Annotated in this window: 26 protein-coding genes; 16 read left to right on the top strand and 10 right to left on the bottom strand. The window is 64.4% G+C overall.

Annotation, left to right across the window (positions count from 1 at the left end; genetic code table 11):
* Positions 1-4 precede the first annotated feature (4 nt).
* The 3 genes from AAG092_RS01900 (at position 5) to AAG092_RS01890 (ending at position 1,976) form a co-directional block, all read left to right on the top strand.
* Positions 5-610, top strand: coding sequence for an arylesterase (locus AAG092_RS01900; RefSeq protein WP_373388313.1), 606 nt, complete (start codon positions 5-7; stop codon positions 608-610).
* Positions 611-666: 56 nt separating this feature from the next.
* Entirely contained in the window at positions 667-948 is a 282-nt protein-coding gene (locus tag AAG092_RS01895) for a hypothetical protein (RefSeq protein ID WP_110683178.1), read from the top strand.
* Between the two features lie 74 nt (positions 949-1,022).
* Positions 1,023-1,976, top strand: a complete 954-nt coding sequence (locus AAG092_RS01890; protein ID WP_373388312.1) for a L,D-transpeptidase family protein — start codon at positions 1,023-1,025, stop codon at positions 1,974-1,976.
* Between the two features lie 124 nt (positions 1,977-2,100).
* Here the strand turns inward: AAG092_RS01890 and oprI are convergent, their stop codons facing one another.
* Positions 2,101-2,352: an outer membrane lipoprotei OprI gene (gene oprI, locus AAG092_RS01885; protein WP_003239826.1), complete on the bottom strand. Its 252-nt coding sequence runs from the start codon at positions 2,350-2,352 to the stop codon at positions 2,101-2,103.
* A 319-nt stretch (positions 2,353-2,671) separates the two neighbouring features.
* Here oprI and AAG092_RS01880 point away from each other — a divergent pair, with 319 nt between their 5' ends.
* Positions 2,672-3,937, top strand: coding sequence for a hypothetical protein (locus tag AAG092_RS01880; RefSeq protein WP_373388309.1), 1,266 nt, complete (start codon positions 2,672-2,674; stop codon positions 3,935-3,937).
* 19 nt (positions 3,938-3,956) lie between these two features.
* A complete protein-coding gene (locus tag AAG092_RS01875) occupies positions 3,957-4,238 on the top strand; it encodes a GNAT family N-acetyltransferase (RefSeq protein ID WP_110683175.1) in 282 nt (93 codons plus the stop codon).
* Between the two features lie 57 nt (positions 4,239-4,295).
* Here AAG092_RS01875 and AAG092_RS01870 read toward each other — a convergent pair whose 3' ends face one another.
* Both AAG092_RS01870 and AAG092_RS01865 read right to left on the bottom strand, forming a co-directional pair.
* Positions 4,296-5,372: a 3-deoxy-7-phosphoheptulonate synthase gene (locus AAG092_RS01870; protein WP_373388308.1), complete on the bottom strand. Its 1,077-nt coding sequence runs from the start codon at positions 5,370-5,372 to the stop codon at positions 4,296-4,298.
* Between the two features lie 121 nt (positions 5,373-5,493).
* On the bottom strand, positions 5,494-5,913 hold the full coding sequence (locus AAG092_RS01865) for a PilZ domain-containing protein (protein ID WP_373388307.1): 420 nt from the start codon (positions 5,911-5,913) through the stop codon (positions 5,494-5,496).
* A gap of 37 nt (positions 5,914-5,950) precedes the next feature.
* Between AAG092_RS01865 and AAG092_RS01860 the strand changes: the two genes are divergently transcribed.
* From AAG092_RS01860 to cysB, 5 genes are all read left to right on the top strand, one after another.
* Entirely contained in the window at positions 5,951-6,298 is a 348-nt protein-coding gene (locus AAG092_RS01860; RefSeq protein WP_373388305.1) for a thioredoxin, read from the top strand.
* Positions 6,298-7,272, top strand: a complete 975-nt coding sequence (locus AAG092_RS01855; protein ID WP_373388303.1) for a putative 2-dehydropantoate 2-reductase — start codon at positions 6,298-6,300, stop codon at positions 7,270-7,272. Before AAG092_RS01860 ends, AAG092_RS01855 begins: the two co-directional genes overlap by 1 nt.
* Positions 7,253-8,158, top strand: a complete 906-nt coding sequence (locus AAG092_RS01850; protein ID WP_110683170.1) for a 5'-nucleotidase — start codon at positions 7,253-7,255, stop codon at positions 8,156-8,158. The genes AAG092_RS01855 and AAG092_RS01850 overlap by 20 nt, the downstream gene beginning before the upstream one ends.
* Positions 8,159-8,220: 62 nt before the next feature.
* A complete protein-coding gene (locus AAG092_RS01845) occupies positions 8,221-8,706 on the top strand; it encodes a universal stress protein (protein WP_373388302.1) in 486 nt (161 codons plus the stop codon).
* Positions 8,707-8,844: 138 nt separating this feature from the next.
* The gene (gene cysB / locus AAG092_RS01840; protein ID WP_373388301.1) at positions 8,845-9,819 is read left to right on the top strand and encodes an HTH-type transcriptional regulator CysB; all 975 of its coding nucleotides are present in this window, start codon (positions 8,845-8,847) and stop codon (positions 9,817-9,819) included.
* Between the two features lie 45 nt (positions 9,820-9,864).
* Here the strand turns inward: cysB and AAG092_RS01835 are convergent, their stop codons facing one another.
* Positions 9,865-10,647: a phosphoadenylyl-sulfate reductase gene (locus AAG092_RS01835; RefSeq protein ID WP_258371557.1), complete on the bottom strand. Its 783-nt coding sequence runs from the start codon at positions 10,645-10,647 to the stop codon at positions 9,865-9,867.
* Positions 10,648-10,787: 140 nt separating this feature from the next.
* Between AAG092_RS01835 and thrH the strand changes: the two genes are divergently transcribed.
* Complete coding sequence (gene thrH / locus AAG092_RS01830) at positions 10,788-11,405, top strand: bifunctional phosphoserine phosphatase/homoserine phosphotransferase ThrH (RefSeq protein WP_373388299.1); 618 nt, start codon at positions 10,788-10,790, stop codon at positions 11,403-11,405.
* Positions 11,406-11,456: 51 nt separating this feature from the next.
* On the opposite strand, the gene pabB is transcribed toward thrH, so the two are convergent.
* The 4 genes from pabB to AAG092_RS01810 all read right to left on the bottom strand — a co-directional run bounded on the left by pabB (position 11,457) and on the right by AAG092_RS01810 (position 15,944).
* Positions 11,457-12,800 carry an aminodeoxychorismate synthase component I gene (gene pabB / locus AAG092_RS01825; protein ID WP_373388298.1) on the bottom strand — a complete coding sequence of 448 codons (1,344 nt, stop codon included), beginning with the start codon at positions 12,798-12,800 and terminating at the stop codon, positions 11,457-11,459.
* A gap of 84 nt (positions 12,801-12,884) precedes the next feature.
* Complete coding sequence (locus AAG092_RS01820) at positions 12,885-13,868, bottom strand: alpha-L-glutamate ligase-like protein (protein WP_181418794.1); 984 nt, start codon at positions 13,866-13,868, stop codon at positions 12,885-12,887.
* 7 nt (positions 13,869-13,875) lie between these two features.
* On the bottom strand, positions 13,876-15,402 hold the full coding sequence (locus AAG092_RS01815) for an inactive transglutaminase family protein (RefSeq protein WP_373388297.1): 1,527 nt from the start codon (positions 15,400-15,402) through the stop codon (positions 13,876-13,878).
* 5 nt (positions 15,403-15,407) lie between these two features.
* Positions 15,408-15,944, bottom strand: a complete 537-nt coding sequence (locus AAG092_RS01810) for an ATP-dependent zinc protease (protein ID WP_110683162.1) — start codon at positions 15,942-15,944, stop codon at positions 15,408-15,410.
* A 274-nt stretch (positions 15,945-16,218) separates the two neighbouring features.
* Here AAG092_RS01810 and AAG092_RS01805 point away from each other — a divergent pair, with 274 nt between their 5' ends.
* From AAG092_RS01805 to prpF, 5 genes are all read left to right on the top strand, one after another.
* Complete coding sequence (locus AAG092_RS01805; RefSeq protein WP_373388295.1) at positions 16,219-16,941, top strand: GntR family transcriptional regulator; 723 nt, start codon at positions 16,219-16,221, stop codon at positions 16,939-16,941.
* Complete coding sequence (gene prpB / locus AAG092_RS01800; protein ID WP_373388294.1) at positions 16,938-17,825, top strand: methylisocitrate lyase; 888 nt, start codon at positions 16,938-16,940, stop codon at positions 17,823-17,825. The genes AAG092_RS01805 and prpB overlap by 4 nt, the downstream gene beginning before the upstream one ends.
* Positions 17,826-17,866: 41 nt before the next feature.
* On the top strand, positions 17,867-19,027 hold the full coding sequence (gene prpC / locus AAG092_RS01795; RefSeq protein WP_373388293.1) for a 2-methylcitrate synthase: 1,161 nt from the start codon (positions 17,867-17,869) through the stop codon (positions 19,025-19,027).
* Positions 19,027-21,636 (top strand): Fe/S-dependent 2-methylisocitrate dehydratase AcnD, encoded by a 2,610-nt coding sequence (gene acnD, locus AAG092_RS01790; protein WP_373389544.1) that lies wholly within the window; start codon positions 19,027-19,029, stop codon positions 21,634-21,636. The genes prpC and acnD overlap by 1 nt, the downstream gene beginning before the upstream one ends.
* A 122-nt stretch (positions 21,637-21,758) precedes the next feature.
* Positions 21,759-22,946, top strand: coding sequence for a 2-methylaconitate cis-trans isomerase PrpF (gene prpF / locus AAG092_RS01785; RefSeq protein WP_373388292.1), 1,188 nt, complete (start codon positions 21,759-21,761; stop codon positions 22,944-22,946).
* A gap of 7 nt (positions 22,947-22,953) precedes the next feature.
* Here prpF and AAG092_RS01780 read toward each other — a convergent pair whose 3' ends face one another.
* Together AAG092_RS01780 and AAG092_RS01775 are read right to left on the bottom strand one after the other, a co-directional pair.
* Complete coding sequence (locus AAG092_RS01780) at positions 22,954-23,601, bottom strand: LysE family translocator (RefSeq protein ID WP_220034079.1); 648 nt, start codon at positions 23,599-23,601, stop codon at positions 22,954-22,956.
* Positions 23,602-23,624: 23 nt separating this feature from the next.
* Positions 23,625-24,443: a pyruvate, water dikinase regulatory protein gene (locus AAG092_RS01775; RefSeq protein WP_110683156.1), complete on the bottom strand. Its 819-nt coding sequence runs from the start codon at positions 24,441-24,443 to the stop codon at positions 23,625-23,627.
* Positions 24,444-24,473 lie beyond the last annotated feature (30 nt).

The following is a 24,473-nucleotide window of genomic DNA, read 5'->3' as shown; positions in this document are numbered from 1 at the left end:
TCCGATGCGTGCATTGTGGATGAGCGGTGCGCTGACCCTGCTGCTGTGGGCACAAGGCGCACTGGCCGGCACCGTACTGGTGGTCGGGGATAGTATCAGCGCCGCTTTCGGCCTGGATACCCGCCAGGGCTGGGTCGCCCTGTTGCAACAGCGCCTGCAGGAGGGCGGTTTCGAGCACCGGGTGGTGAACGCCTCGATCAGCGGCGACACCAGCGCAGGCGGCGCCGCACGGCTGCCGGCGCTGCTTGCGCAGCATCGACCGCAGCTGGTGATCATCGAGCTGGGCGGCAACGATGGCCTGCGTGGCCAGTCGCCCGCGCAATTGCAACAGAATCTTGCGCGCATGGTGGATGCCTCCCGCGCGGCCGGTGCCGGGGTGTTGTTGCTGGGCATGCGCCTGCCACCCAACTACGGCCAGCGTTACACCCAGGCCTTTGCCCAGGTCTATGCCGATCTGGCGATGGATAAGAAGGTGGCGCTGGTGCCCTTCTTTCTCGAGGGTGTCGGCGGGGTGGCCGGGATGATGCAGTCCGACGGCATTCACCCCACGGCCGCGGCTCAGTCGCTGATGCTGGACAACGTCTGGCCGACCCTGCAGCCGTTGCTCTGAGCCTTCCCCGAGTGGCGGCTTTCGGCTATCGTGGCGGCCCCGCCCCGGAGCCCTGAATGCCGCGTCCTGCCTGGTCCCTATACGCCTACCAACTGATCGTGCCCGACGAGCAGCTCGACCTGTTCGCCTGCCGCGAGGCGCGGGTACATCTGGTGGCGCGCCAGCTGGAACTGGGCGGTTTCGCCGATCGCACCCTGTGCGGCGGATTGCTGCCGGCACTGCCGGTGATGCGCGACGTGGATCGTGACGGCCTGCGTGACAAGCGCCTGTGTCCGTCCTGCAAGGGCGCCCTCGAGGCGCACAAGCGCGGCGAACGGCTCCTGTGGCCCGACGCCTGAACCCTCCCGGCTCGCGGGGTGTCGGTGTACAATCCCGAGTCTTTCCATCAGCCATTCTTGCCAAGGATTTAAGGATGTTGCCGCTCGCCCGTTCCCTGAGCCTCGCCAGCCTGATCGTGGCCGGCCCCGTCGCCGCCCTCGAACTCCCTCTGCCGCCCCCCGGCGAAGACATCGTCGGTCAGATCCAGGTGATCAAGGCCAAGTACGAGGATACGTTCGCCGACCTGGGAACCGCCAACGATCTGGGATATCTGGAGATGGTCGCCGCCAACCCGGGCGTCGATCCCTGGCTGCCGGGCGAGGGTGCCGAAATCATCCTGCCGACCCGCTACATCCTGCCGCCGGGGCCGCGCGAAGGTATCGTCATCAACCTGGCCGAATACCGCATGTACTACTTCCCGAAAGGGCAGAACGTGGTGCACACCTTCCCGCTGGGTATCGGCCGCGAAGGCTGGGGCTCGCCCATCGCCACCACCACCATCACCGGCAAGACGCCGAACCCGGGCTGGACTCCGCCGGCTTCGATCCGGGCCGAGCATGCCGCCGACGGCGATCCGCTGCCGGCCTACGTGCCGCCGGGGCCGGACAATCCGCTGGGCCCGTTCAAGTTCAACCTGGGCACGCCGGGCTACCTCATCCATGGTTCGAACAAGAAGTTCGGCATCGGCATGCGAGTCAGTCACGGCTGCTTCCGCATGCTCAACCACAACGTGCTGGAACTGGCCAAGATGGCGCCGGTGGGCACCAAGGTGCGCATCATCAATGAGCCCTACAAGTTCGGCGTGAGTGGCGGCAAGGTTTACCTGGAGGCGCATGCGCCCCTGAGCGACAGCGAGGAGCCGTCCGTGGTGGACAAGCATGCCGCGGTGATCAACGCCCTGCTGAAGAACGAGCAGCTCGGCGCCAGCATGCGTCTGGACTGGGAAATGGTGCGTGAGGTGGTGGCTTCCGAGGACGGCATGCCGATCGAGATCGCCCAGCCCCAGGAGGCCGTGGCCAGCCAGGACAGCGTGCCGCTGGAAATCTGACCGGCTCATTGCGGAAGCCCGCCAGGCGAGAGCCTCGCGGGCTTTTTGTTGTGCGCAATAATCGCGGGCATTAAAAAAGCCGACCCGGCGAACCGGGTCGGCTTCTTCAAAGCCTCGGCAAGTATTACTTGCGGCTGGCTTTTTCCAGCATGCGCAGAGCGCGCTCGTTGGCTTCGTCAGCGGTCTGCTGAGCCTTCTGAGCAGCAGCCAGAGCTTCGTCAGCCTTGCGGTAGGCTTCGTCAGCACGAGCCTGAGCGCGGGCAGCGGCGTCTTCGGTAGCGGTCAGACGGGCTTCGGTTTCTTTGGACATGCTGCTGCAACCGGTAGCCAGAACGGCGGCCAGGGCCAGAGCAGAGAATTTCAGAACGTTGTTCATCGTGTTCCCCTTAAGGTGGACTTTCCATGAAAAGCAATTTCCCGAGCGTGGGAAATTAGCCGGGCTACATACTACCCATTACTTTTAGTAAGTAAACCGACCTGAGGCAAGCGAAGCAAAAATTTTTTCGGTCTGTTCAAGTTTGACTCTTTTTTGTTTAAAAAACATACAGTTCGCTCTTTCAAAGAGCCTCTGGCGCGACACTTCATGTGGAACGGCAGTGCATATCGGATGCATGGTCTGGCGTCCGGGCAGTTGTTAAGATCAGTGTTGTCGTATCCGGCAGGATGCAATTCCCGGGCAGTTCAAGGAAGTACGGATGTCGAAACTCATCAAGTGGGGTCTGTTGGCCGTTTTGGCCGTGGCCGTGTTGATCAAGGTCTCATTGTGGCTCTCGGTGCGTTCCATCATGAACGAGGCGATCGAACAGATGGCGCCGATGATGCGGATGAGCTACGAGGGCATCACCTCATCCTTCGATGGCCGGGTCGGCATCGAGGGTATCCGGGTGGACATCCCCATGTTTCGCGATCAGTTCCGCATTGCCCATGCCGAACTGCAGTTCAAGGGGCTCAGGGATCTGCTGTCCTTCAAGGAACGCCTGGAGCAGGGCAAGTTCCCCGAACAGATGGCCGTCAACATCCGTGGGTTCGAACTGGATGTGCATGGCCCGTTCATGGAAATGATCCACCAGGCTCCGCAGCAGCCGGACCTGCAGGCGGCCATCAGCAGTGTCGCCTGCGGCAGCTCCAGGCAGATCGGTGTCGATGAGTTGCTGGAAATGGGCTATCGCACCCTGGAAACCGATGGCCAGTTCTCCTACCTGTTCCAGCCCGGCGCGCAGAAGTTGACCTTCACCCTGAATGCCGACACCCGCGACATGGGCGACTATCGCGTCAGCTTTGCCCTGGCTAACATGTCGGAGAAGCCGGGCGACCTGCGGGTGAACCCACCACGGATTGCGTCGATCACCCTGGAGATCAATGACAACCAGTATCAGCGCAAGGTCAACGATTACTGCGCCGGCAAGCTTGGGCAGTCGGCGGAGGAGTACCTGCAGACTTCCGTCGATCATCTGGATGGAGCGCTGCGTGCACAGCGTATCGCCCTGGATCCGGCGTTGCTGGAGTCGCTCAAGGGGTACTACCGCGATCCCCAGGCGTTACGCATGGAGCTTCTGCCGACCGAGGGCGTTGCCTGGAACGGCTTGCAGTTTTTCGAGCCCAAGGACGTGATCGCGATGCTGCGTCCGGTGCTGCTGATCAATCAGCAGGCGGTGGAACCTCTGGCGTTTTCCTGGGTCGATCCCCAGGCGGTCGCTGCACCTGAGCCGGACGAGCTGGTGCGTGCGCAAGAGCAAGAGCAGGAAGATGTGGGGCCGCGATACGAGTTCGTCAGTGTGGCGAGCCTACCCGGTCACGCAGGCAAGCGGCTACAGTTCATTACGCATGACGGCACCTACTATCAGGGGGTGCTGCACAAGGTGGAGAACGGCAGGGCCTTCCTGAGCGTGCAATTCGGTTCGGGATCTGCCGAGATGTTTCTTCGTCTGAAAAAGATCGATAAGGTAAGGGTTCTGCTCTAGAACCTGACGAGGAGATGAAATGAGCGAGGGGTTGTCCATCCACCATGACCAGGCGGGTCATCAGTTCGAGGCTGTCATCGACGGCCACCGCGCCTATCTGGCCTACATGGATCTGGGCAAGCAGACGCTCGACATCTATCGGACCTTCGTGCCCAACGCTCTGCGCGGGCGTGGTATCGCGGCGGCACTGACCCAGCAGGCGCTGGAGTATGCCGAGGCCATGGGCTACACGGTCATTCCGTCCTGCTCCTATGTGGAGCGCTATCTGGAGCGCCGCCAGCGCCAGCAGCTCAAGCACTGAGCGCAGGCGCACAGAAAAACGCCGGGCATTGCCCGGCGTTTTCGTTTCTGCCGCGGATCAGCCGCGCTGGCGCTTGGGCAGCACGTCCTTGAGCTTGGCATGCATGCTGCGCAGGGTCTTCTCGGTGGTGTCCCAGTCAATGCAGGCATCGGTGATGGAGACGCCGTACTTGAGATCGCTGAGGTCCTTCGGAATCGCCTGGTTGCCCCAGCCCAGGTGGCTCTCCACCATCAGGCCGACGATCGAGTTGTTGCCCTCGAGGATCTGATTGGCGACGTTCTCCATGACCAGCGGCTGCAGGGCCGGGTCCTTGTTGGAGTTGGCGTGGCTGCAGTCGACCATGATGTTCGGGCGGATCTTGGCCTTGCTCAGTTCCTGTTCGCAGATGGCCACGCTGACCGAGTCGTAGTTCGGCTTGCCGTTGCCGCCGCGCAGCACCACATGGCCGTAGGCATTGCCCTTGGTGGTGACGATGGAGACGCCGCCTTCCTGGTTGATGCCGAGGAAACGGTGCGGGCTGGATACCGATTGCAGGGCGTTGATCGCCACGGTCAGGCCGCCGTCGGTGCCGTTCTTGAAGCCCACGGCGGAGGACAGACCCGAGGCCATCTCGCGGTGGGTCTGGGATTCGGTGGTGCGCGCGCCGATGGCCGACCAGCTGATCAGGTCCTGCAGGTACTGCGGGGAGATCGGGTCGAGCGCCTCGGTGGCGGTCGGCAGGCCCATCTCGGCCAGGTCGCGCAGCAGCTGGCGACCGATGTGCAGACCGTCCTGGATCTTGAACGAGTCGTCCAGGTAGGGGTCGTTGATCAGGCCTTTCCAGCCCACGGTGGTGCGCGGCTTCTCGAAGTACACGCGCATCACCAGGAACAGGCTGTCGGACACCTCGGCAGCCAGCACCTTGAGGCGCTCGGCGTATTCGTGGGCGGCCTTGATGTCGTGGATGGAGCAGGGGCCGACCACCACGAACAGGCGGTGATCCTTGCCGTCGAGAATGTCGCGGATCACCTGGCGGCCATGGGCGACGGTGCGCTGGGCGGCTTCGGTGAGGGGGATTTCGCGCTTGAGCTGCGCCGGGGTGATCAGGGTTTCATTGGATGAAACGTTGAGATCGTCAATCGGTAAATCAGCCATCGTGGTACTCGTCAGGTCACGGGAGCCGAGCGCCTCTTCAGGCGGAATCATGGGGCGCAGCGGGGGACAGGAACCTTAACGCGTTCCAGGCCGTCTAGACAATGGCCGAAACTCGCCGGTGCTAGTGGATTTGCGTGCTGGGGAACTCGGCGGCGTGCAGGGTGATCCATTCGCGGGCGATGGTTTCCACCTCCAGTGGCCTGCCCAGCTCCTCCTCGCGCTGGTGGCGATAGTGCTCAATCTGGCAGACCTGCTCGACCATGCGGGCGCGAAACAGGGTGTCCTCGTCGATGAAGGCGATGCCGACCAGGTAATTGTCCAGCTGCCTGCGACACCAGGCCACCACGCCCGGATAACGGGCCTGCTCGCCGAGCAGGGGGATGCGCAGCTCGACGGCGGTGCCCTTGCGGAAACCCTTGCTGCAATTGCACGCGACCCCACCCAGGCTGATATTGTTCAGCCTCTGTTTCGGCAGAAAGGCGTGCTTGCGCTGGACCAGCTCCACCGGCATGTCGCTCGGGTGACGCAGAAAACGACGCATTTCGACTACTCCGGATGCCATCCCTTTGACATCAGTCATGAACAGTATAGTCCCCAGTCTGGAACTGACCGACCTGGATGCCGACCGCCGGTTGCTGGACCTGGCGGGCCGCTCCTTGCTCATATTCACTAGCATGGGCTGTGCCAGTTGCCGCTGGGCGCGCCGCGAGTTGCCCGCGATGCCGCTGGCTGTCGAGCGCCTGTGCTGGGTGGATGCCGGCCACAATGGCGGTCTGGTCGAGCGCTACGGCGTCTTCCACCTGCCCAGCCTGTTTCTGATCCGCGATGGCCAGTTTCTTGGCGCACTGCACACCCCGCTGCGCCTGCCCGAGCTGGCAGCCGCACTGCTGCAGGCCCTACGCCGTGATCCCGAGGAGCTTCCCTGATGCCGGATCAGCAACGCCCGCGCATTGGCATCATCGGCACCGGTGCCATCGGCGGTTTCTACGGCCTGATGCTGGCCAAGGCGGGGCATGACGTGCATTTCCTGCTGCGCAGCGAGTACCCGGCAGTGCGGGAGCAAGGATTGCAAATCGATAGCGCCGTGCATGGCCGTTTGCACCTGCACCCGGTGCAGGCCTGGCATAGTGCCGCCGAGATGCCGCCCTGCGACTGGCTGCTGGTGGGGGCCAAGACCACCAGCAATGCCGAAATGGCGCCGCTCATCGCCCAGGCCGCTGCCTCTGGGGCCAAGGTGGTGCTGTTGCAGAACGGCCTGGCGGTGGAGCAAGCGCTGCGCCCGCTGCTGCCGGATTCTTTGCACCTGCTCGGCGGGCTCTGCTTCATCTGCGTCCATCGTGCTGCCCCGGGGGTGGTCGAACACCAGGCCCTGGGCGCGGTGAACCTGGGCTACCACTCCGGCCCTGCGGTTTCGGCGCAAGAGCGCCAGGAGCTGGTCGAGGAGGGCGCCCGGCTGTTCCGCTCAGCCGGCGTCGAATCCACGGCCATGGCCGATCTGCAGCAGGCCCGCTGGCAGAAGCTGGTGTGGAACGTGCCCTACAACGGCCTGTCCGTGCTGTTGAATGCCAGCACCACACGGTTGATGGCCAGTGACGACAGCCGGGCGCTGATCCTTGCACTGATGCAGGAGGTGATGCAGGGGGCTGCCGCCTGCGGCCACGCGTTGCCGGATGGCTATGCGCAGCAGCTGTTGGCGGCGACCGAGCGCATGCCGGACTATATGCCCAGCATGTACCATGATTTCCGACACAAGCGTCCGCTGGAGCTACAGGCCATCTACGCCGCACCTCTGGCGGCCGCAGCGGCGGCAGGCTGCGAACTGCCGAAAATGCGCCTGTTGCATCAGGCGCTGCGCTTTCTCGAGGCCAACCGAGGCGACTATGGGCAAGGGACTGGGTGACAAGCTGGTGCTGGCGATCTCCTCGCGGGCGTTGTTCGACCTGCGTGAGAGCCACCGCATCTACGAGAACGAGGGTGTCGAGGCCTACCGGCAGTACCAGATCGATCACGAGGACGAGATTCTCACCCCGGGCGATGCCTTTCCCCTGGTGGAGAAGCTGCTGAGCCTCAATGGCAACCTCGGCCAGGCCCGGGTCGAGGTGATCCTGGTGTCGCGCAACAGCGCCGACACCGGCCTGCGGGTGTTCAACTCGATTGCCCATCATGGCCTCGGCATCTCCCGCGCGGCCTTTGTCGGCGGGCGTAGCCCCTATCCCTACCTGGCCGCCTTCGGCAGCCACCTGTTCCTCTCCACCCATGCCGAGGATGTGCGCAGTGCCCTGGAGGCCGGCTTCGCTGCCGCCACCATCCTCTCCGGCGGGCCGCGGCGTGCCGCCAGTACCGAGCTGCGCATCGCCTTCGATGGCGATGCCGTGCTGTTCTCCGACGAGTCCGAGCGGGTCTACCAGCAGGGAGGGCTGGAGGCCTTCCAGCGGCACGAAAAGGATTCGGCCCGCGAGCTGCTTGGCGGCGGTCCGTTCAAGCCGTTCCTGTCCGCCCTGAATCGACTGCAGCGCGAGTTCCCCGAGGAAACCTGCCCGATCCGCACGGCGCTGGTCACCGCCCGTTCGGCGCCGGCCCACGAGCGGGTGATCCGCACCCTGCGCGAGTGGGATATCCGCCTGGACGAGTCGCTGTTCCTCGGCGGTCTGGACAAGTCGGCCTTCCTCGAGGCCTTCGCCGCCGACGTGTTCTTCGACGACCAGACCGGTCACTGCGAGCGCGCCCGCGACGTGGTCGCCACCGGCCATGTGCCGCACGGGGTGAGCAACGAACTGCAGCCCTAGGCGACTTGCCCAGCGCTGCTAAGCTCAGAACAGGGCCGCTAGCAGGAAGTCAGGGAGGCCGCATGCTGCGTTCGATACTCTACGCCACCGACCTGGGACTCTATGCCCCCTATGTGCTGCAGCATGCCCTGGCGCTGGCCCGGGCCTTCCGGGCCGAACTCCATGTGGTGCATGCGGTGGAACCGCTGGGGCTGTTCGCCGAGTCGGTGCTGCAGACCTATCTGGACGAGAAGACCCTGCAGGAGCTGCGCAGCAAGGGGCTGACCACCGTGATGGGCAGCATCGAGCAGCGCGTGCTGGAGGGCTTTCGCGACGAGATGGGCGAGGCGCAGCAGGACATGCAGATCATCCGCAGCGTGCGCGTGGGGCAGGGCGACCCGCCCCAGGTGATTCTCGACGAGGCGCGCAAGCTCGGGGTCGATCTGCTGGTCGTGGGCAGCCACAGTCATGGTGCTCACCACGATATCCCGCTGGGGCGCACGGCAGCGCGCCTGCTGCAGCTGTCCGAGACGCCGGTCTATCTGGTGCCCATGTTGCAGCACCGCTGATGGGGCTTATCGCCAATGGCTAGACGAACGGCATGCACAGCTCGAAAAATCGTCTAGTTTTAAAGACTAAACCGCTAATATGGTTATATCGCTGAGCTGGCAAATTCAGGCGGCGTCTATCTGCTTTGAGGGGATTCTATGAAGCTGCAGCAGCTGCGCTACATCTGGGAAGTGGCGCACCATGATCTGAACGTTTCCGCCACGGCGCAGAGCCTCTATACCTCGCAGCCCGGCATCAGCAAGCAGATCCGCCTGCTGGAGGACGAGCTGGGCGTCGAGGTGTTCGCCCGCAGTGGCAAGCACCTGACCCGCGTCACCCCGGCCGGCGAGCGCATCATCACCACCGCCGGCGAAATCCTGCGCAAGGTCGAAAGTATCAAACAGATCGCCCAGGAGTTCTCCAACGAGAAGAAGGGCACCCTGTCCATCGCCACCACCCACACCCAGGCGCGCTATGCCCTGCCTGCGGTGATCAGTGGCTTCATCAAGCAATACCCAGAAGTGGCCTTGCACATGCACCAGGGCACGCCGATGCAGATCGCCGAGATGGCATCCGACGGCACCGTCGACTTCGCCATTGCCACTGAGGCGCTGGAACTGTTCGGCGACCTGGTGATGATGCCCTGCTATCGCTGGAACCGCTGCGTGATCGTGCCGCAGGGCCATCCCCTGACCAAGCTGCCCAAGCTGACCCTGGAGGCCCTGGCCGAGCACCCGATCGTCACCTACGTGTTTGGCTTCACCGGGCGCTCCAAGCTGGACGAGGCCTTCAGCCATCGCGGGCTGACGCCCAAGGTGGTGTTCACCGCGGCCGATGCCGACGTGATCAAGACTTATGTGCGCCTGGGGCTGGGGGTCGGCATAGTCGCGCGCATGGCGGTGGACGCCAAGCTCGACAGCAACCTGGTGGTGCTGGACGCCAGCGAGCTGTTCGAGCCCAGCGTGACCAAGATCGGCTTCCGCCGGGGCACCTTCCTGCGCGGATTCATGTGCGACTTCATCGAGAAGTTCGCGCCGCACCTGACCCGCGATGTGCTGGCCAAGGCGGTGCAGTGCCACACCAAGGCCGAGCTCGACGAGCTGTTCGAAGGGGTCGAGCTGCCCGTCCACTGAGACGGCTGACGAAAAAAAAGCCCGGCATGTGCCGGGCTTTTTCATTCAGGCTCTGGCAATCACGTTGCCGGCGTGCAGGCCGCATTCCTTCTGGGTTTCCTCCTCCCACCACCAGCGCCCCTCGCGCTCGTGCTGGTTGGGTAGCACGGGGCGGGTGCAGGGCTCGCAGCCGATGCTTATGAAACCGCGCTCGTGCAGGCTGTTGTAGGGCAGCTCGAGCATGCGGATATAGGCCCAGACTTCCTCGCTGCTCATTTGCGCCAGCGGGTTGAACTTGTACAGCGGTTTTTCCGGCGAGGAGAAGGCCGCGTCCAGTTCCAGCACGGATACCTGGCTGCGGGTACCGGGGCTCTGGTCGCGACGTTGGCCGGTGGCCCAGGCCCTGACGCTGGCCAGCTTGCGCTTGAGCGGTTCGATCTTGCGGATGCCGCAGCACTCGCCGTGGCCGTCCTTGTAGAAGCTGAACAGTCCCTTGGCGCGCACCAGGGCCTCCAGTTTCTCGGCGTCCGGGCTCATCACCTCGATGGCGATGCCATAGTGCTCGCGCACCTGCTCGATGAAGCGATAGGTCTCCGGGTGGAGCCGGCCGGTGTCGAGGGTGAAGACCTTGACCTGCTTGTTGATCTTCCAGGCCATGTCCAGCAGCACCACATCCTCGGCGCCACTGAAGGAAATCCACAGCTCGTCGCCGAAGTGTTCGAAGGCGAGCTTGAGGATTTCCTGGGGGGATTTGTTGGCATAGGCCGCTGCCAGTTCGGCAACGTTGAAGTTCTGGCTCATCGGGCTGGCTTCCTGGTGGTCGGCGCTCGGGCGCTCTGTGGCGGGGATCTTAGCAAGAAAGCCGTTATGCGCCTAAATAACCAAATCAGAGAGTAACTGAGGTATTCAGGTATAAGCATCGCGTTGCACCCTGTCCGGTGAATCGCTAGAGTGCCGGCTTCCTTCATTCAGCCCGTTAGGAGTCTCCCGTGGAAATCGCCTGCCTCGACCTCGAAGGTGTACTGGTTCCGGAAATCTGGATCGCCTTCGCCGAAAAAACCGGCATCGACGCGCTCAAGGCCACCACTCGCGACATTCCTGACTACGACGTGCTGATGCAGCAGCGTCTGCGCATCCTCGACGAGCACGGCCTAAAGCTGCGCGACATCCAGGAAGTGATCGCCACCCTCGAGCCGCTGGAGGGCGCAGTGGAGTTCGTCGACTGGCTGCGCGAGCGTTTCCAGGTGGTGATCCTCTCCGACACCTTCTACGAGTTCTCCCAGCCGCTGATGCGTCAGCTGGGCTTTCCGACCCTGCTGTGCCACAGACTGATCACCGACGAGACCGATCGGGTGGTGAGCTATCAGCTGCGCCAGAAGGACCCCAAGCGCCAGTCGGTGATCGCCTTCAAGAGCCTGTACTACCGCGTGATCGCCGCCGGCGATTCGTACAACGACACCACCATGCTCAGCGAGGCTCACGCCGGCATCCTGTTCCACGCCCCGGACAACGTGATCCGCGAGTTCCCGCAGTTCCCGGCGGTGCACACCTACGAGGACCTCAAGCGCGAGTTTCTCAAGGCGTCCAATCGCCAGCTCAGCCTGTAAGGTTCAGCTCAATGAAAAAGGCCCGCATTTGCGGGCCTTTTTCATGGGCGCTCAGAGCGCCTCCAGCGTCTGCAGCAGCACCTTCACCTTGGTGATGGACTCCTGGTACTCGGCCTGCCAGTCGGAGTCGGCCACTATGCCGCCGCCACCCCAGCAGCTGACCATGCCATCCTTGACCAACAGGCTGCGGATGGCGATGGAGCTGTCCAGTTCGCCGCGCACGTCGAGATAGAGCAGGGAGCCGCAGTACAGGGCGCGGCGGGTCGGCTCCAGTTCGTCGATGATCTGCATGGCGCGGATCTTCGGCGCGCCAGTGATGGAACCGCCGGGGAAGCTGCCGGCGATCAGGTCCAGCGCGTCCTTGTCCGCGGCCAGTTCGCCGGTCACGGCGCTGACCAGGTGATGCACGTTGGGATAGCTCTCCAGGGCGAACAGCTGCGGTACCCTGACCGAACCGACGCGGCAGCTGCGTCCCAGGTCGTTGCGCAGCAGGTCGACGATCATCAGGTTTTCGGCGCGGTCCTTGGCGCTGGCCTGCAGCTCAGTGGCATTGGCCGCGTCCTCGCCTGGCGTGGCGCCACGAGCCCGGGTGCCCTTGATCGGCCGGGTTTCCACCCGTCCACGGCTGACCTGGATGAAGCGCTCCGGTGACAGGCTGAGGATGGCGCCGCCGTCCTCCAGCGCCTGGAAGCCGGCGAAAGGCGTCGGGCAGGCCGCCCGCAGTGCCTGGTAGGCACTCCAGGCGTCGCCCTGGCAAGGCGCCTGGAAGCGCTGGGCGAAGTTGACCTGGTAGCAGTCGCCGGCCTGGATATAGGCTTGGATACGCTCGATGGCGTTTCGATAAGCGTCCTTATCGAGGTCGGGGTGGAAGGGGCGCCGCAGGGAAAAGGGTTGGCTAGGTGCCGGGCTGGCGGTCTCGAACAGCTGGATCAGGCGCGCGCATTCGCTCTGCGCCAGCTGTGGGTGGAACACCAGCTGGCTGGTTTGCCGATGATGGTCGCTGATCAGGGCCCAGGCGTAGAGGCCGAAGCGGGCATCGGGCAGCGCCAGGTCGTCGATTGCCTGGCTCGGCAGTCGCTCCAGGCGGCGACCGAAGTCATAGGCCAGGTAGCCGATCAGGCCGCCGGTGAAGGGCAGCTCGCAGCTGTCCGGCGCATCGGCATGGCCCAGATCCGCCAGCCCGCCGCGCAGCCGCTGGAAGAAGGCTTCGCCGCTTTCCCCAGGGTGCGGAGAGTAGCTGGCTCGCGGCCAGGCGCTGAGCAGGTCATAGCGGCCACGTTCGGCCTGCGGGCGGCCGGCGTCCAGCAGCACCGCGCCCGGTGCCTGACGCACCAGGGCGAAATAGGCAGCGGGGTCGGCCTGGTAGGGCAGCGGGTGAAGGCGACAGAGACTCATGGGCTTCTTCGGGGCTATGGAGCGTCCATTGTAAGGCTCAATGAAAAAGCCCGGCATCGCCGGGCCTGTTCCTGTCGCCGCAACTCAGATGTCCTTCGGCTTGACGTGACCGAACAGCTGCTGGGAGAAGCGCACGCGTTCCTCCACGCTTTCCTTCACGCCCTTCTTCTCCAGTTCGGCGATATGCGCCTCCACCGCGTGGGCGCGATGGGTCAGGCCGCAATCGTTGGCGATCTGGATATTCAGGCCGGGGCGGGCGTTGAGTTCGAGGATCAGCGGGCCCTTGTCCTGGTCCAGCACCATGTCCACGCCGATATAGCCGAGACCGCAGAGTTCATAGCAGCCGGCGGCCAGCTTCATGAAGCCGTCCCAGTTGGGCAGTTGCACGCCGTCCACCGCATTGGTGGTGTCCGGGTGCTTGCTGATCTTGTTGTTCAGCCAGGTACCCTTGAGGGTGATGCCGGTGGCCAGGTCGACGCCGACGCCGATGGCGCCCTGGTGCAGGTTGGCCTTGCCGTTGGACTGGCGGGTCGGCAGGCGCAGCATGGCCATCACCGGGTAGCCCATCAGCACGATGATGCGGATGTCCGGCACGCCCTCGTAGCTGATGCTCTTGAAGATCGGGTCCGGGGTCACCCGGTACTCGATCAGCACGCGGTCACGGTGCCCGCCGAGAGAGTAGAGGCCGGTGAGGATGCTGGAGAGCTGGTGCTCGATGTCTTCCTGGCTGACGATCTTCCCGGACACGGTCTTGAAGCGCCCCTCGAAGCGGTCGGCGATCACCAGGATGCCGTCGCCGCCGGCGCCCTGCGCCGGCTTGATCACGAAGTCGTTGTGGCCCTCGATGATCTTCTCGAAGTTCTCGATCTCCTTTTCCGTGGAGATGATGCCGTACAGCTCCGGCACATGGATGCCGGCCTCGATGGCCCGCTCCTTGGTGATGATCTTGTCGTCGACGATCGGGTACAGGTGCCGCTTGTTGTATTTCAGCACGTAGTCCGCGTTGCGTCGGTTGATACCCATGATGCCTTTGGCTTCAAGGGCCTTCCACGTCTTCCACAGGCCGATCATGGGTTCAATCCTTCAGGAAGGCTTTGAAGCGGAACAGTTCGGTCAGGCGGTAGCCGCGATAACGACCCATCGCCAGCATGAAGCCCACCAGGATCAGCAGCACCGCCGGGAAGGTGAAGACGAAGTAGGTCAGCTGCTCGATGGTCATCAGGGCATGCGCCAGCGAGGCGGCGATCAGGGTGCCGACGGCGACCTTGAAGGCATGATTGCCGCCACGCTCTTCCCAGGTGATGGACAGGCGCTCGATGGTCATGGTCAGGATCACCATCGGGAACAGGGCCACCGACAGGCCGCGCTCCAGGCCGAGCTTGTGGCTGAACAGGCTGATCACGGCGATCAGTACGACCACGAAGGTCAGCACCACCGACAGGCGCGGCAGCATCTGCAGCTTGAGGTGCTCCAGGTACGAGCGCAGTGACAGGCCGAGGGCGGTGATGATGGTGAACAGCACGATACCGAAGCCCAGCTGGGTTTCGCGGAAGGCCAGGGCGATCAGTACCGGGGTGAAGGTGCCGAGGGTCTGCAGGCCGCCGAGGTTGCGCAGGATCAGGATCACCAGCACGCCGATCGGGATCATGATCATGATCTGGTAGGTCTGCTGGGTCTGCAGCGGCAGGCCGTACAGCGAGTACTCGAGGAAGTCGACGTCGGTGTTCTCGTCAGTCAGCTTGGCCAGGCGGATGGCGTTCATCTCGCTGTTGTTGAGGGTGAAGCTGACCTGCGGCTTCTTGCCGCCTTCGATGGTCACCAGCGGCTCGTCACCGGTCCACCAGACCACGCGGTCGCTGGGCAGGCCCTGTTCGCCGCTTTCCGGGTTGAAGTACAGCCAGTTCTCGCCATTGAAGCTGCGCAGCCACAGCTCCGGGCTCTGCTGGGCATCGGCGACCAGGCGAATGGTGTGCACACGCTCCATCGGTACGTGGGCGATGGACAGCAGCAGGTCGATCACCTTGGCCTTGTTGGCGGTGGAGGCATCGCCACCGAGCAGCAGCTTGACGTTGTCGTCGTTGACGTTATTGACGCGCTTGATGGTCTCGCTGATGAAGGTCTGTACGTCCGCCGAGTGCTGGCGGATGGGGGCGAGCAGTGCTTCGGCGGCGATCTTCTCCGGGCCTTCGACCGGGATGCTGTCACGGAAGATCGGGCCCTTGGCCTTGGCCGGTTCGCCGCTGTAGCGCTTGGTCAGCACCAGGCGGTAGTAGAGGGTCTGGTTGCCGTTGGCGCGGCGGGCCGACCAGGTCAGCTTGCGGTTGCCATCGACGCGGTTGACGCTGACGCCGTAGTTGTTGGAGATGAAGCTCTCGTTGAGGCTGACATAGTCCTGGTTCAGCGGCGGCACGAACATCTGCACCTTGACCGGCTCGCGCGGGCTGGCCTGGAACTCGACCTTGGCGTCGATGTTCCACAGGTCATCGGTCTCGTCTTCGGTCACCGGGATGCCGAGGATGAAGATCTGATAGGCCGTGACCAGAATGCCCACCGTCACCAGGAGGGTGATAAGGACTTTCAGATGCAGGGTAAGAGAGCGCATGTGAGTTACTCGGCAGAGTTTGCGTCAGGGGTGCAGCCGGGTTTGCCGGCCGCATATTTAAGGCTGGGGTCGACCACGGCATCCAGGCGTTTCAGCGCCTCGGAGCCGATCAGCAGCGGGTATTGGAAAGCGCTGCGGTCGGTCAGGTTCACTTCGATGGTGCGCAGGGACTTGCCCATGCACACCTGCAGTTCGATCACCGGGCGGGCAGTGTAGGTCTTGCCTTCTTCCGGATCATAGTCGCCGGCGCGCCGCTTGATCTTGCTGATGCGTGCCAGCGGCCGCTCGATCGGGTGCTCGTGGGCGTCATCGATGGCCAGGTAGAAGCGCACCCAGGTCTCGCCGTCACGCTTGAAGCGCTTGATGTCGCGGGCGCTGAGGGAGGCGGTCTTGGCGCCGGTGTCCAGTTTGGCAGCGACCTCCAGGTCGAGGTCGGCAAGGTGGATGTATTCGTTCAGACCATAGACGGTCTTTTCGGCGGCGAGACTCAGGCCGGGAAGCAGGCTGCAGCAGAGGAAGATGGCGAGAGACTGGAGTCGCATAAATCCTTGGATGGTCGCGTCGTCGGGGGCGGCGGCGGGGCGCAACAGCCGGCGGGTGAAGTCTAGCAGGTGCGGCCAATGGCCTGCGCCGGCTCGAGCGGTCGGCATTCTAACATGGGGTTTTTCTGCGGCGACAGCCGCTTATGAGCGTTTCTGCAGGTGAAGTGCACGATTCGATGGCAAGAACCGCTCGGGCAGATTGTCGACAATACGCCTTGACCATGAGCTTCTCTGGGCGTAATTTCCGATCATCTGTGAATTGGTGTCGACAATCATGCTCGAGCATCTCGAACCCCCGATCGCCGATCAGGCGGACTCGGAAACCCTGGCGGAGTCCGTCTTCCGACGTATCCAGGCCGCCATCGTGTGTGGCGAGATCGCCCCGGGCAGCAAGATTTCCGAACCCGAGCTGGCGCGCACCTATGGCATCAGTCGCGGGCCGCTACGTGAGGCGATCCACCGCCTGGAGGGGCAGCGCCTGCTGGTGCGGGTCCCCCATGTTGGTGCGCGGGTGGTCTCGCTCAGCCACGCCGAGCTGATCGAGCTGTACGAGATCCGCGAGTCGCTGGAGGGCATGGCCTGCCGTCTGGCGGCCGAACGCATGACCCAGGGGGAAATCGACGAGCTGCGCCGGGTGCTCGATCTGCATGAGCGCGATGCCGCGTTCCAGGCCGGGGTCGGCTACTACCAGCAGGAAGGCGACTTCGACTTCCACTACCGGATCATCCAGGGCAGCGGCAACAAGACCCTGGCCCAGATGCTCTGCGGCGAGCTGTACCAGCTGGTGCGCATGTACCGCCTGCAGTTCTCCGCCACGCCCAACCGGCCGCGCCAGGCCTTCGCCGAACACCACCGCATTCTCGATGCCATCGCCGAGCGTGACGGCGAACTGGCCGAGCTGCTGATGCGCCGTCACATCGGCGCTTCCAAGCGCAACATCGAGCGTCACTACCTGGATGCTCAGTCCAAGACAGCCAAACCACGAGGTGAGTCATGAGTCAGCTTTCCCCCGGCCAGCGCTTCCGCCAGGCCCTGGCCGAAGAAAAGCCCCTGCAGGTCATCGGCGCGATCAACGCCAACCACGCGCTGCTGGCCAAGCGTGCCGGCTTCCGGGCCATCTACCTCTCCGGGGGCGGCGTTGCGGCAGGATCGCTCGGCCTGCCGGACCTGGGGATCAACACCCTGGACGACGTGCTCACCGACGTGCGCCGCATCACCGATGTCTGCGACCTGCCGTTGCTGGTGGACATCGACACCGGTTTCGGCCCCAGCGCCTTCAATATCGAGCGCACCATCAAGAACCTGATCAAGGCCGGCGCCGCCGCCGCCCATATCGAGGACCAGGTCGGCGCCAAGCGCTGCGGTCACCGCCCGGGCAAGGAAATCGTCTCCTGCGAGGAGATGGTCGACCGCGTCAAGGCCGCCGCCGATGCCAAGACCGACCCGAACTTCTTCCTGATCGCCCGCACCGACGCCATCCAGGCCGAGGGCGTGGACGCCGCCATCGAGCGTTGCCAGCGCTACGTGGAGGCGGGCGCCGACGGCATCTTTGCCGAGGCCGCCTACGACCTGCCGACCTACCAGCGCTTCGTCGATGCGCTGAAGGTGCCGGTGCTGGCCAACATCACCGAGTTCGGTGCTACCCCGCTGTTCACCCGCGACGAGCTGGCCTCGGTCGGCGTGTCCATCCAGCTCTACCCGCTGTCGGCCTTCCGCGCCGCCAACAAGGCCGCGGAAACCGTCTACACCTCGATTCGCCAGAACGGCCACCAGAAGGACGTGATCGAGCTGATGCAGACCCGTGCCGAGCTGTACGACCGCATCGGTTACCACGCCTTCGAGCAGAAGCTCGACGCGCTGTTCGCCGCCGGCAAGAAGTAAGCGGCCCGCCCACAACAATAAGCAGTCTTGAGGAGATCGCGATGAGCGCCAGCGAAACCACCACTGCCGGCTTCAAGCCCAAGAAATCCGTGGCCCTGAGCGGCACCGCCGCCGGCAACACCGCCCTGTGCACCGTCGGTCGCAGCGGCAACGACCTGCACTACCGCGGCTACGACATCCTGGATGTCGCCACCACCTGCGAGTTCGAGGAAATCGCCCACCTGCTGGTGCATGGCAAGCTGCCCAATGTCGCCGAGCTGGCCAGCTACAAGGCCAAGCTCAAGGCCCTGCGCGGTCTGCCGGCTGCCCTCAAGGCCGCCCTGGAGCAGCTGCCGCCCTCCGCCCACCCGATGGATGTGATGCGCACCGGCGTGTCCGTGCTCGGCTGCCTGCAGCCGGAGAAGGATGACCACAACCATCCGGGTGCCCGTGACATTTCCGACAAGCTGATGGCCTCGCTGGGCTCCATGCTGCTGTACTGGTATCACTTCAGCCACAACGGCAAGCGTATCGAGGTGGAGACCGATGACGACTCCATCGGCGGCCATTTCCTCCATCTGCTGCATGGTGAGAAGCCGCGCGAGTCCTGGGTGCGCGCCATGCACACCTCGCTGATCCTGTATGCCGAGCATGAGTTCAACGCCTCCACCTTCACCTCGCGGGTGATCGCCGGCACCGGCTCCGACATGTTCTCCTGCATCGCCGGTGGCATCGGCGCGCTGCGCGGGCCCAAGCACGGCGGCGCCAACGAAGTGGCCTTCGAGATCCAGAAGCGCTACGACGACCCGGACGAAGCCGAGGCCGATATCCGCGAGCGGGTAGGGCGCAAGGAAGTGGTGATCGGTTTCGGTCACCCGGTCTACACCGTGAGTGACCCGCGCAACAAGGTGATCAAGGAAGTGGCGCGCCAGCTCAGCGCCGAGCAGGGCAACAGCAAGATGTTCGATATCGCCGAGCGCCTGGAAAGCGTGATGTGGGAAATCAAGAAGATGTTCCCCAACCTCGACTGGTTCAGCGCCGTCAGCTACCACATGATGGGCGTACCGACCGCCATGTTCACCCCGCTGTTCGTCATCGCCCGCACCTCGGGTTGGTCTTCGCACGTCATCGAGCAGCGCATCGACGGCAAGATCATTCGCCCGAGCGCCAACTACGTCGGCCCGGAAGATCTGAAGTTCGTGCCGCTGAAGGACCGCAAATGATGAACACTCAATACCGCAAGCACCTGGCCGGCACCGCCCTGGACTACTTCGACACTCGCGAGGCGGTCGACGCCATCGCCCCAGGCGCCTACGCCAAGCTGCCGTACACCTCGCGCGTGCTGGCCGAGCAGCTGGTGCGCCGCTGCGAGCCGGAGCTGCTGAGCGATGCGCTCAAGCAACTGATCGAACGCAAGCGCGACCTCGATTTTCCCTGGTACCCGGCACGCGTGGTGTGCCACGACATCCTCGGCCAGACCGCACTGGTCGACCTGGCCGGCCTGCGTGACGCCATCGCCGAGAAGGGCGGCGATCCGTCCAAGGTCAACCCGGTGGTGCCGACCCAGCTGATCGTCGACCACTCGCTGGCCGTGGAGGCGCCGGGCTTCGACCCGGACGCCTTCGACAAGAACCGCGCCATCGAGGAGCGCCGCAACGAGGATCGTTTCCACTTCATCGAGTGGACCAAGACGGCGTTCAAGAACGTCGACGTGATCCCGGCCGGCAACGGCATCATGCACCAGATCAACCTGGAGAAGATGTCGCCGGTGATCCAGGCCCGAGGCGGCGTGGCCTTCCCGGATACCTGCGTGGGCACCGACTCGCACACCCCGCACGTCGACGCCCTGGGCGTGATCGCCATCGGCGTCGGCGGCCTGGAGGCCGAGACCGTGATGCTCGGCCATCCGTCGATGATGCGCCTGCCCGACATCGTCGGCGTCAGGCTGAGCGGCAAGCGCCAGCCCGGCATCACCGCCACCGACATCGTCCTGGCCCTGACCGAGTTTCTGCGCAAGGAGCGCGTGGTCGGCGCCTATGTCGAGTTCTTCGGCGAGGGCGCGGACAGCCTGTCGATCGGTGATCGCGCGACCATCTCCAACATGTGCCCGGAATACGGCGCCACCGCGGCGATGTTCTACATCGACCAGCAGACCATCGACTACCTCAAGCTGACTGGTCGCGAGCCGGAGCAGGTTGCCCTGGTCGAGCAGTACGCCAAGACCACCGGTCTGTGGGCCACCGCCCTGGAGACGGCCGAGTACGAGCGCGTACTCGAATTCGACCTGTCCAGCGTGGTGCGCAACATGGCCGGCCCGAGCAACCCGCACAAGCGCCTGCCGACCTCGGCACTGCACGAGCGCGGCATCGCCGACGAGGCCAAGCTGGCGGCGGCCAAGACCGAGGAAGCCCAGGGGCTGCTGCCCGATGGCGCGGTGATCATCGCCGCCATCACCAGCTGCACCAACACCTCCAACCCGCGCAACGTGGTGGCGGCCGGGCTGTTGGCGAAGAAAGCCAATGCGCTGGGCCTGGTGCGCAAGCCCTGGGTCAAGACCTCCTTCGCGCCGGGTTCGAAAGTGGCCAAGCTGTACCTGGAGGAGGCCGGCCTGCTGAGCGAGCTGGAAAAGCTCGGCTTCGGCATCGTCGGTTACGCCTGCACCACCTGCAACGGCATGTCCGGCGCGCTGGACCCGAAGATCCAGCAGGAGATCATCGACCGCGACCTGTATGCCACCGCCGTACTCTCCGGCAACCGCAACTTCGATGGGCGCATCCACCCCTACGCCAAGCAGGCCTTCCTGGCCTCGCCGCCGCTGGTGGTGGCCTATGCCATCGCCGGTACCGTGCGTTTCGATATCGAGCAGGACGTGCTGGGCACCGACCAGAACGGCAAGCCGATCACCCTGAAGGACCTGTGGCCGAGCGACGAGGAGATCGACGCCATAGTCGCCGCCAGCGTCAAGCCGGAGCAGTTCAAGCAGGTCTATATCCCGATGTTCGACCTGGGCGCCGTCAAGGAAGCCGAGAGCCCGCTGTACGACTGGCGCCCGATGTCCACCTACATCCGCCGCCCGCCATACTGGGAAGGCGCCCTGGCCGGCGAGCGCACCCTCAAGGGCATGCGCCCGCTGGCAATCCTGCCGGACAACATCACCACCGACCACCTGTCGCCGTCCAACGCCATCCTGGCGGATTCGGCCGCCGGCGAGTACCTGGCGAAGATGGGCCTGCCGGAGGAGGACTTCAACTCCTACGCCACCCACCGCGGCGACCATCTGACCGCCCAGCGCGCCACCTTCGCCAACCCGCAACTGGTCAACGAGATGGTGGTGGTCGACGGCGCGGTGAAGAAGGGCTCGCTGGCGCGCGTCGAGCCGGAAGGCCAGGTGATGCGCATGTGGGAAGCCATCGAAACCTACATGAACCGCAAGCAGAACCTGATCATCGTCGCCGGCGCCGACTACGGTCAGGGCAGCTCGCGTGACTGGGCTGCCAAGGGCGTGCGTCTGGCTGGTGTGGAGGTCATCGTCGCCGAAGGCTTCGAGCGCATCCACCGCACCAACCTGGTGGGCATGGGCGTGCTGCCGGTGGAGTTCAAGCCGGGCACCACCCGCCTGACCCTGGGGCTGGACGGCACCGAGACCTACGACATCGAAGGCGAGCCGTCGCCGCGCTGCGACCTGACTCTGGTGGTCAATCGCCGCAATGGTGAAGTGCTCAGGGTGCCGGTGACCTGCCGCCTGGATACCGCCGCCGAGGTGCGCGTGTACAAGGCCGGCGGCGTGCTGCAGCGCTTCGCCCAGGACTTCCTCGAGTCCACTGCCGGCTGAGGCCGGCACTGACCCCCTCTCCCTCGGGAGAGGGGCTTCAGCCTGTAGCCCGGATGCAATCCGGGGTGCTCCAGTCCTCCCGGATTGCATCCGGGCTACCTTGACTCAGCCAGGACGAAATCATGGCTCATCAACCCCAGATCAAGATTCCCGCCACCTACATGAGGGGCGGTACCAGCAAGGGCGTGTTCTTCCGCCTGCAGGACCTGCCCGAGCGCTGTCAGGTGCCGGGTCCGGCCCGCGACGCGCTGTTCATGCGGGTGATCGGCAGTCCCGATCCCTATGCCGCGCATATCGACGGCATGGGTGGCGCCACGTCCTCGACCTCCAAGTGCGTGATCCTGTCGAAAAGCAGCCAGCCGGACCACGACGTCGACTACCTCTACGGCCAGGTCTCCATCGACAAGGCCTTTGTCGACTGGAGCGGCAACTGCGGCAACCTGTCCACCGCCGCCGGGGCCTTCGCCATCCAGGCCGGGCTGGTCGATCCGGCGCGCATTCCGGACAACGGCGTGTGCGTGGTGCGCATCTGGCAAGCCAATATCCACAAGACCATCATCGCCCATGTGCCGGTCAGCAATGGCCAGGTGCAGGAGACCGGCGACTTCGAGCTGGACGGGGTGACCTTCCCGGCAGCGGAGATCGTGCTGGAGTTCCTCGATCCGTCCGACGATGGCGAGGAGGGCGGCTCGATGTTCCCCACCGGCAACCTGGTCGATGAACTGGAAGTGCCCGGCGTCGGCACCTTCAAGGCGACCATGATCAGCGCCGGCATCCCCACCGTGTTCGTCAATGCCGAGGACATCGGCTACCAGGGCACCGAACTGCGCGAGGCCATCAATGGCGATCCGGCGCAGCTGGCGCGCTTCGAGCAGATCCGCGTGGCCGGCGCCCTGCGCATGGGCCTGATCAAGACGGCCGAAGAGGCTACTACTCGCCAGCACACACCGAAGATCGCCTTCGTGAGCAAGCCCAAGAGCTACCAGGCCTCCAGCGGCAAGCGCATCGAGGCGAACGAGGTCGACCTGCTGGTACGGGCGCTGTCCATGGGCAAGCTGCACCACGCCATGATGGGCACCTGCGCGGTGGCCATCGGCACGGCGGCGGCGGTGCCCGGTACCCTGGTCAACCTGGCGGCGGGCGGCGGCGAGCGCGAGGCGGTGCGCTTCGGTCATCCGTCCGGCACCCTGCGGGTCGGCGCCCAGGCCAGGCAGGTTGACGGTCAGTGGACGGTGACCAAGGCCATCATGTCGCGCTCGGCGCGCATCCTGATGGAAGGCTGGGTGCGGGTGCCGGGCGACGCTTTCTGAGGCGTCGTCAGCGGTTGTTGACGCCCAGCATCAGGCCGCCGGCGCCGACGAAGAAGGCGCCGGTGCCCTTGTTCAGGCGGCTGATGCCCTTGCGGCTGCGTACCAGGCGACGGATCTGCATGCCGAACAGGGCGTAGGTGAAGGTGGCGACGCAGAGTTCGGCCAATAGGTAGGTGCTGCCCAGGTAGAGAAACTGCTCGGCCGCCGGCTGATCCGGCTTGATGAACTGCGGGAAGATCGCGGCGAACAGCAGGATGGCCTTGGGGTTGCTGATGCCGATCAGGAATTCGTTGAGCATCAGGCGGGCTATCGGAGCCTTCACCGGCTGGCGTTGCAGTGGCTCCTCGTCGCTCAGCTGCAGGCCGCTGAAGCTGGTGCTGCGCCAGGTCTTGATGCCCAGGTAGACCAGGTAGGCGGCGCCGACCCACTTGATGATGGTGAAGGCGGTTTCCGAGGCCAGCAGCATGGCTCCCAGGCCGACGGCGGAGATGAACAGGAAGATGGCGAAAGCTGCCAGCCGGCCGAAGGTGGCCAGCAGGGCGGCACGGAAGCCGTAGTTGATGCCGTTGTTCAGGGCGCAGAAGTTGTTCGGCCCGGGGCCGAGCGAGATGAGTGCGGCAATCGGCGCGAACAGGACTGCATCCATCAGGGTCATGGCGGCCACCAGGCGGCTGAAGGTTATTTGAGGCGGCGTTCCACGCCTTTTTCCACCAGGATCTTGGCGGAAATCTCTTCCACCGAGAAGTGGGTGGAGTTGATGAAAGGCAGGCCCTCGCGGCGGAACAGGTTTTCCACCTCGCGCACCTCGAACTCGCACTGCGCGTAGCTGGCGTAGCGGCTGTTGGGTTTGCGCTCGTGGCGGATGGCGGTGAGCCGGTCCGGGTCGATGGTCAGGCCGAACAGCTTGTGCTTGTAGGGCTTGAGCGCGGCCGGCAGCTGCAGGCGCTCCATGTCCTCTTCGGTCAGCGGGTAGTTGGCGGCGCGGATGCCGAACTGCATCGCCATGTACAGGCAGGTGGGCGTCTTGCCGCAGCGCGACACGCCGACCAGGATCAGGTCGGCCTTGTCGTAGTAATGGGTGCGGGCGCCGTCATCGTTGTCCAGGGCGAAGTTGACCGCCTCGATGCGCTCCATGTAGTTGCTGTTGCTGTCGATGGAGTGGGACTTGCCGACCGAATAGGAGGAGTGCTCGCTGAGCTCGGCCTCCAGGGGGGCGAGGAAGGTCGAGAAGATGTCGATCATGAAACCGTCGGACTTGGCCAGGATGTCGCGAATCTCCTGGTTGACCACGGTATCGAAGATGATCGGCCGGGCGCCGTCTTTCTCGGCAGCCTGGTTGATTTGCTGTACCATGGCCCGCGCTTTTTCGATGCTGTCGATATAAGGGCGCGTGAGCTTGGTGAAGCTGATGGCCTCGAATTGCGCCAGCAGGCTTTGCCCGAGGGTTTCGGCGGTGATGCCGGTGCCGTCGGAGATGAAGAAAGCGGTACGTTTCATTGATGCCGGAGGCCTTAAGTCAGGAACGAT

Origin of the sequence: Pseudomonas alcaligenes (assembly GCF_041729615.1) — a bacterium.
In the GTDB taxonomy this organism is placed as follows: Bacteria; Pseudomonadota; Gammaproteobacteria; order Pseudomonadales; family Pseudomonadaceae; genus Aquipseudomonas; species Aquipseudomonas alcaligenes_B.
This window is presented reverse-complemented; position numbering and strand designations above follow the sequence as displayed.

What these genes read in the sequence shown, in the direction of transcription:
- cysB (WP_373388301.1), top strand. Translation starts at nt 8,845, where the DNA reads ATGAAGCTGCAGCAGCTGCGCTACATCTGGGAAGTGGCGCACCATGAT.
- AAG092_RS01805 (WP_373388295.1), top strand. Translation starts at nt 16,219, where the DNA reads ATGCTCGAGCATCTCGAACCCCCGATCGCCGATCAGGCGGACTCGGAA.
- pabB (WP_373388298.1), bottom strand. Translation starts at nt 12,800, where the DNA reads ATGAGTCTCTGTCGCCTTCACCCGCTGCCCTACCAGGCCGACCCCGCT.
- AAG092_RS01860 (WP_373388305.1), top strand. Translation starts at nt 5,951, where the DNA reads ATGAACAGTATAGTCCCCAGTCTGGAACTGACCGACCTGGATGCCGAC.
- AAG092_RS01810 (WP_110683162.1), bottom strand. Translation starts at nt 15,944, where the DNA reads ATGCGACTCCAGTCTCTCGCCATCTTCCTCTGCTGCAGCCTGCTTCCC.
- prpF (WP_373388292.1), top strand. Translation starts at nt 21,759, where the DNA reads ATGGCTCATCAACCCCAGATCAAGATTCCCGCCACCTACATGAGGGGC.
- prpB (WP_373388294.1), top strand. Translation starts at nt 16,938, where the DNA reads ATGAGTCAGCTTTCCCCCGGCCAGCGCTTCCGCCAGGCCCTGGCCGAA.
- prpC (WP_373388293.1), top strand. Translation starts at nt 17,867, where the DNA reads ATGAGCGCCAGCGAAACCACCACTGCCGGCTTCAAGCCCAAGAAATCC.
- AAG092_RS01865 (WP_373388307.1), bottom strand. Translation starts at nt 5,913, where the DNA reads ATGCGTCGTTTTCTGCGTCACCCGAGCGACATGCCGGTGGAGCTGGTC.
- AAG092_RS01850 (WP_110683170.1), top strand. Translation starts at nt 7,253, where the DNA reads ATGGGCAAGGGACTGGGTGACAAGCTGGTGCTGGCGATCTCCTCGCGG.
- AAG092_RS01780 (WP_220034079.1), bottom strand. Translation starts at nt 23,601, where the DNA reads ATGACCCTGATGGATGCAGTCCTGTTCGCGCCGATTGCCGCACTCATC.
- oprI (WP_003239826.1), bottom strand. Translation starts at nt 2,352, where the DNA reads ATGAACAACGTTCTGAAATTCTCTGCTCTGGCCCTGGCCGCCGTTCTG.
- AAG092_RS01815 (WP_373388297.1), bottom strand. Translation starts at nt 15,402, where the DNA reads ATGCGCTCTCTTACCCTGCATCTGAAAGTCCTTATCACCCTCCTGGTG.
- AAG092_RS01890 (WP_373388312.1), top strand. Translation starts at nt 1,023, where the DNA reads ATGTTGCCGCTCGCCCGTTCCCTGAGCCTCGCCAGCCTGATCGTGGCC.
- AAG092_RS01895 (WP_110683178.1), top strand. Translation starts at nt 667, where the DNA reads ATGCCGCGTCCTGCCTGGTCCCTATACGCCTACCAACTGATCGTGCCC.
- AAG092_RS01870 (WP_373388308.1), bottom strand. Translation starts at nt 5,372, where the DNA reads ATGGCTGATTTACCGATTGACGATCTCAACGTTTCATCCAATGAAACC.
- AAG092_RS01845 (WP_373388302.1), top strand. Translation starts at nt 8,221, where the DNA reads ATGCTGCGTTCGATACTCTACGCCACCGACCTGGGACTCTATGCCCCC.
- AAG092_RS01855 (WP_373388303.1), top strand. Translation starts at nt 6,298, where the DNA reads ATGCCGGATCAGCAACGCCCGCGCATTGGCATCATCGGCACCGGTGCC.
- AAG092_RS01900 (WP_373388313.1), top strand. Translation starts at nt 5, where the DNA reads ATGCGTGCATTGTGGATGAGCGGTGCGCTGACCCTGCTGCTGTGGGCA.
- AAG092_RS01875 (WP_110683175.1), top strand. Translation starts at nt 3,957, where the DNA reads ATGAGCGAGGGGTTGTCCATCCACCATGACCAGGCGGGTCATCAGTTC.
- AAG092_RS01880 (WP_373388309.1), top strand. Translation starts at nt 2,672, where the DNA reads ATGTCGAAACTCATCAAGTGGGGTCTGTTGGCCGTTTTGGCCGTGGCC.
- acnD (WP_373389544.1), top strand. Translation starts at nt 19,027, where the DNA reads ATGAACACTCAATACCGCAAGCACCTGGCCGGCACCGCCCTGGACTAC.
- AAG092_RS01775 (WP_110683156.1), bottom strand. Translation starts at nt 24,443, where the DNA reads ATGAAACGTACCGCTTTCTTCATCTCCGACGGCACCGGCATCACCGCC.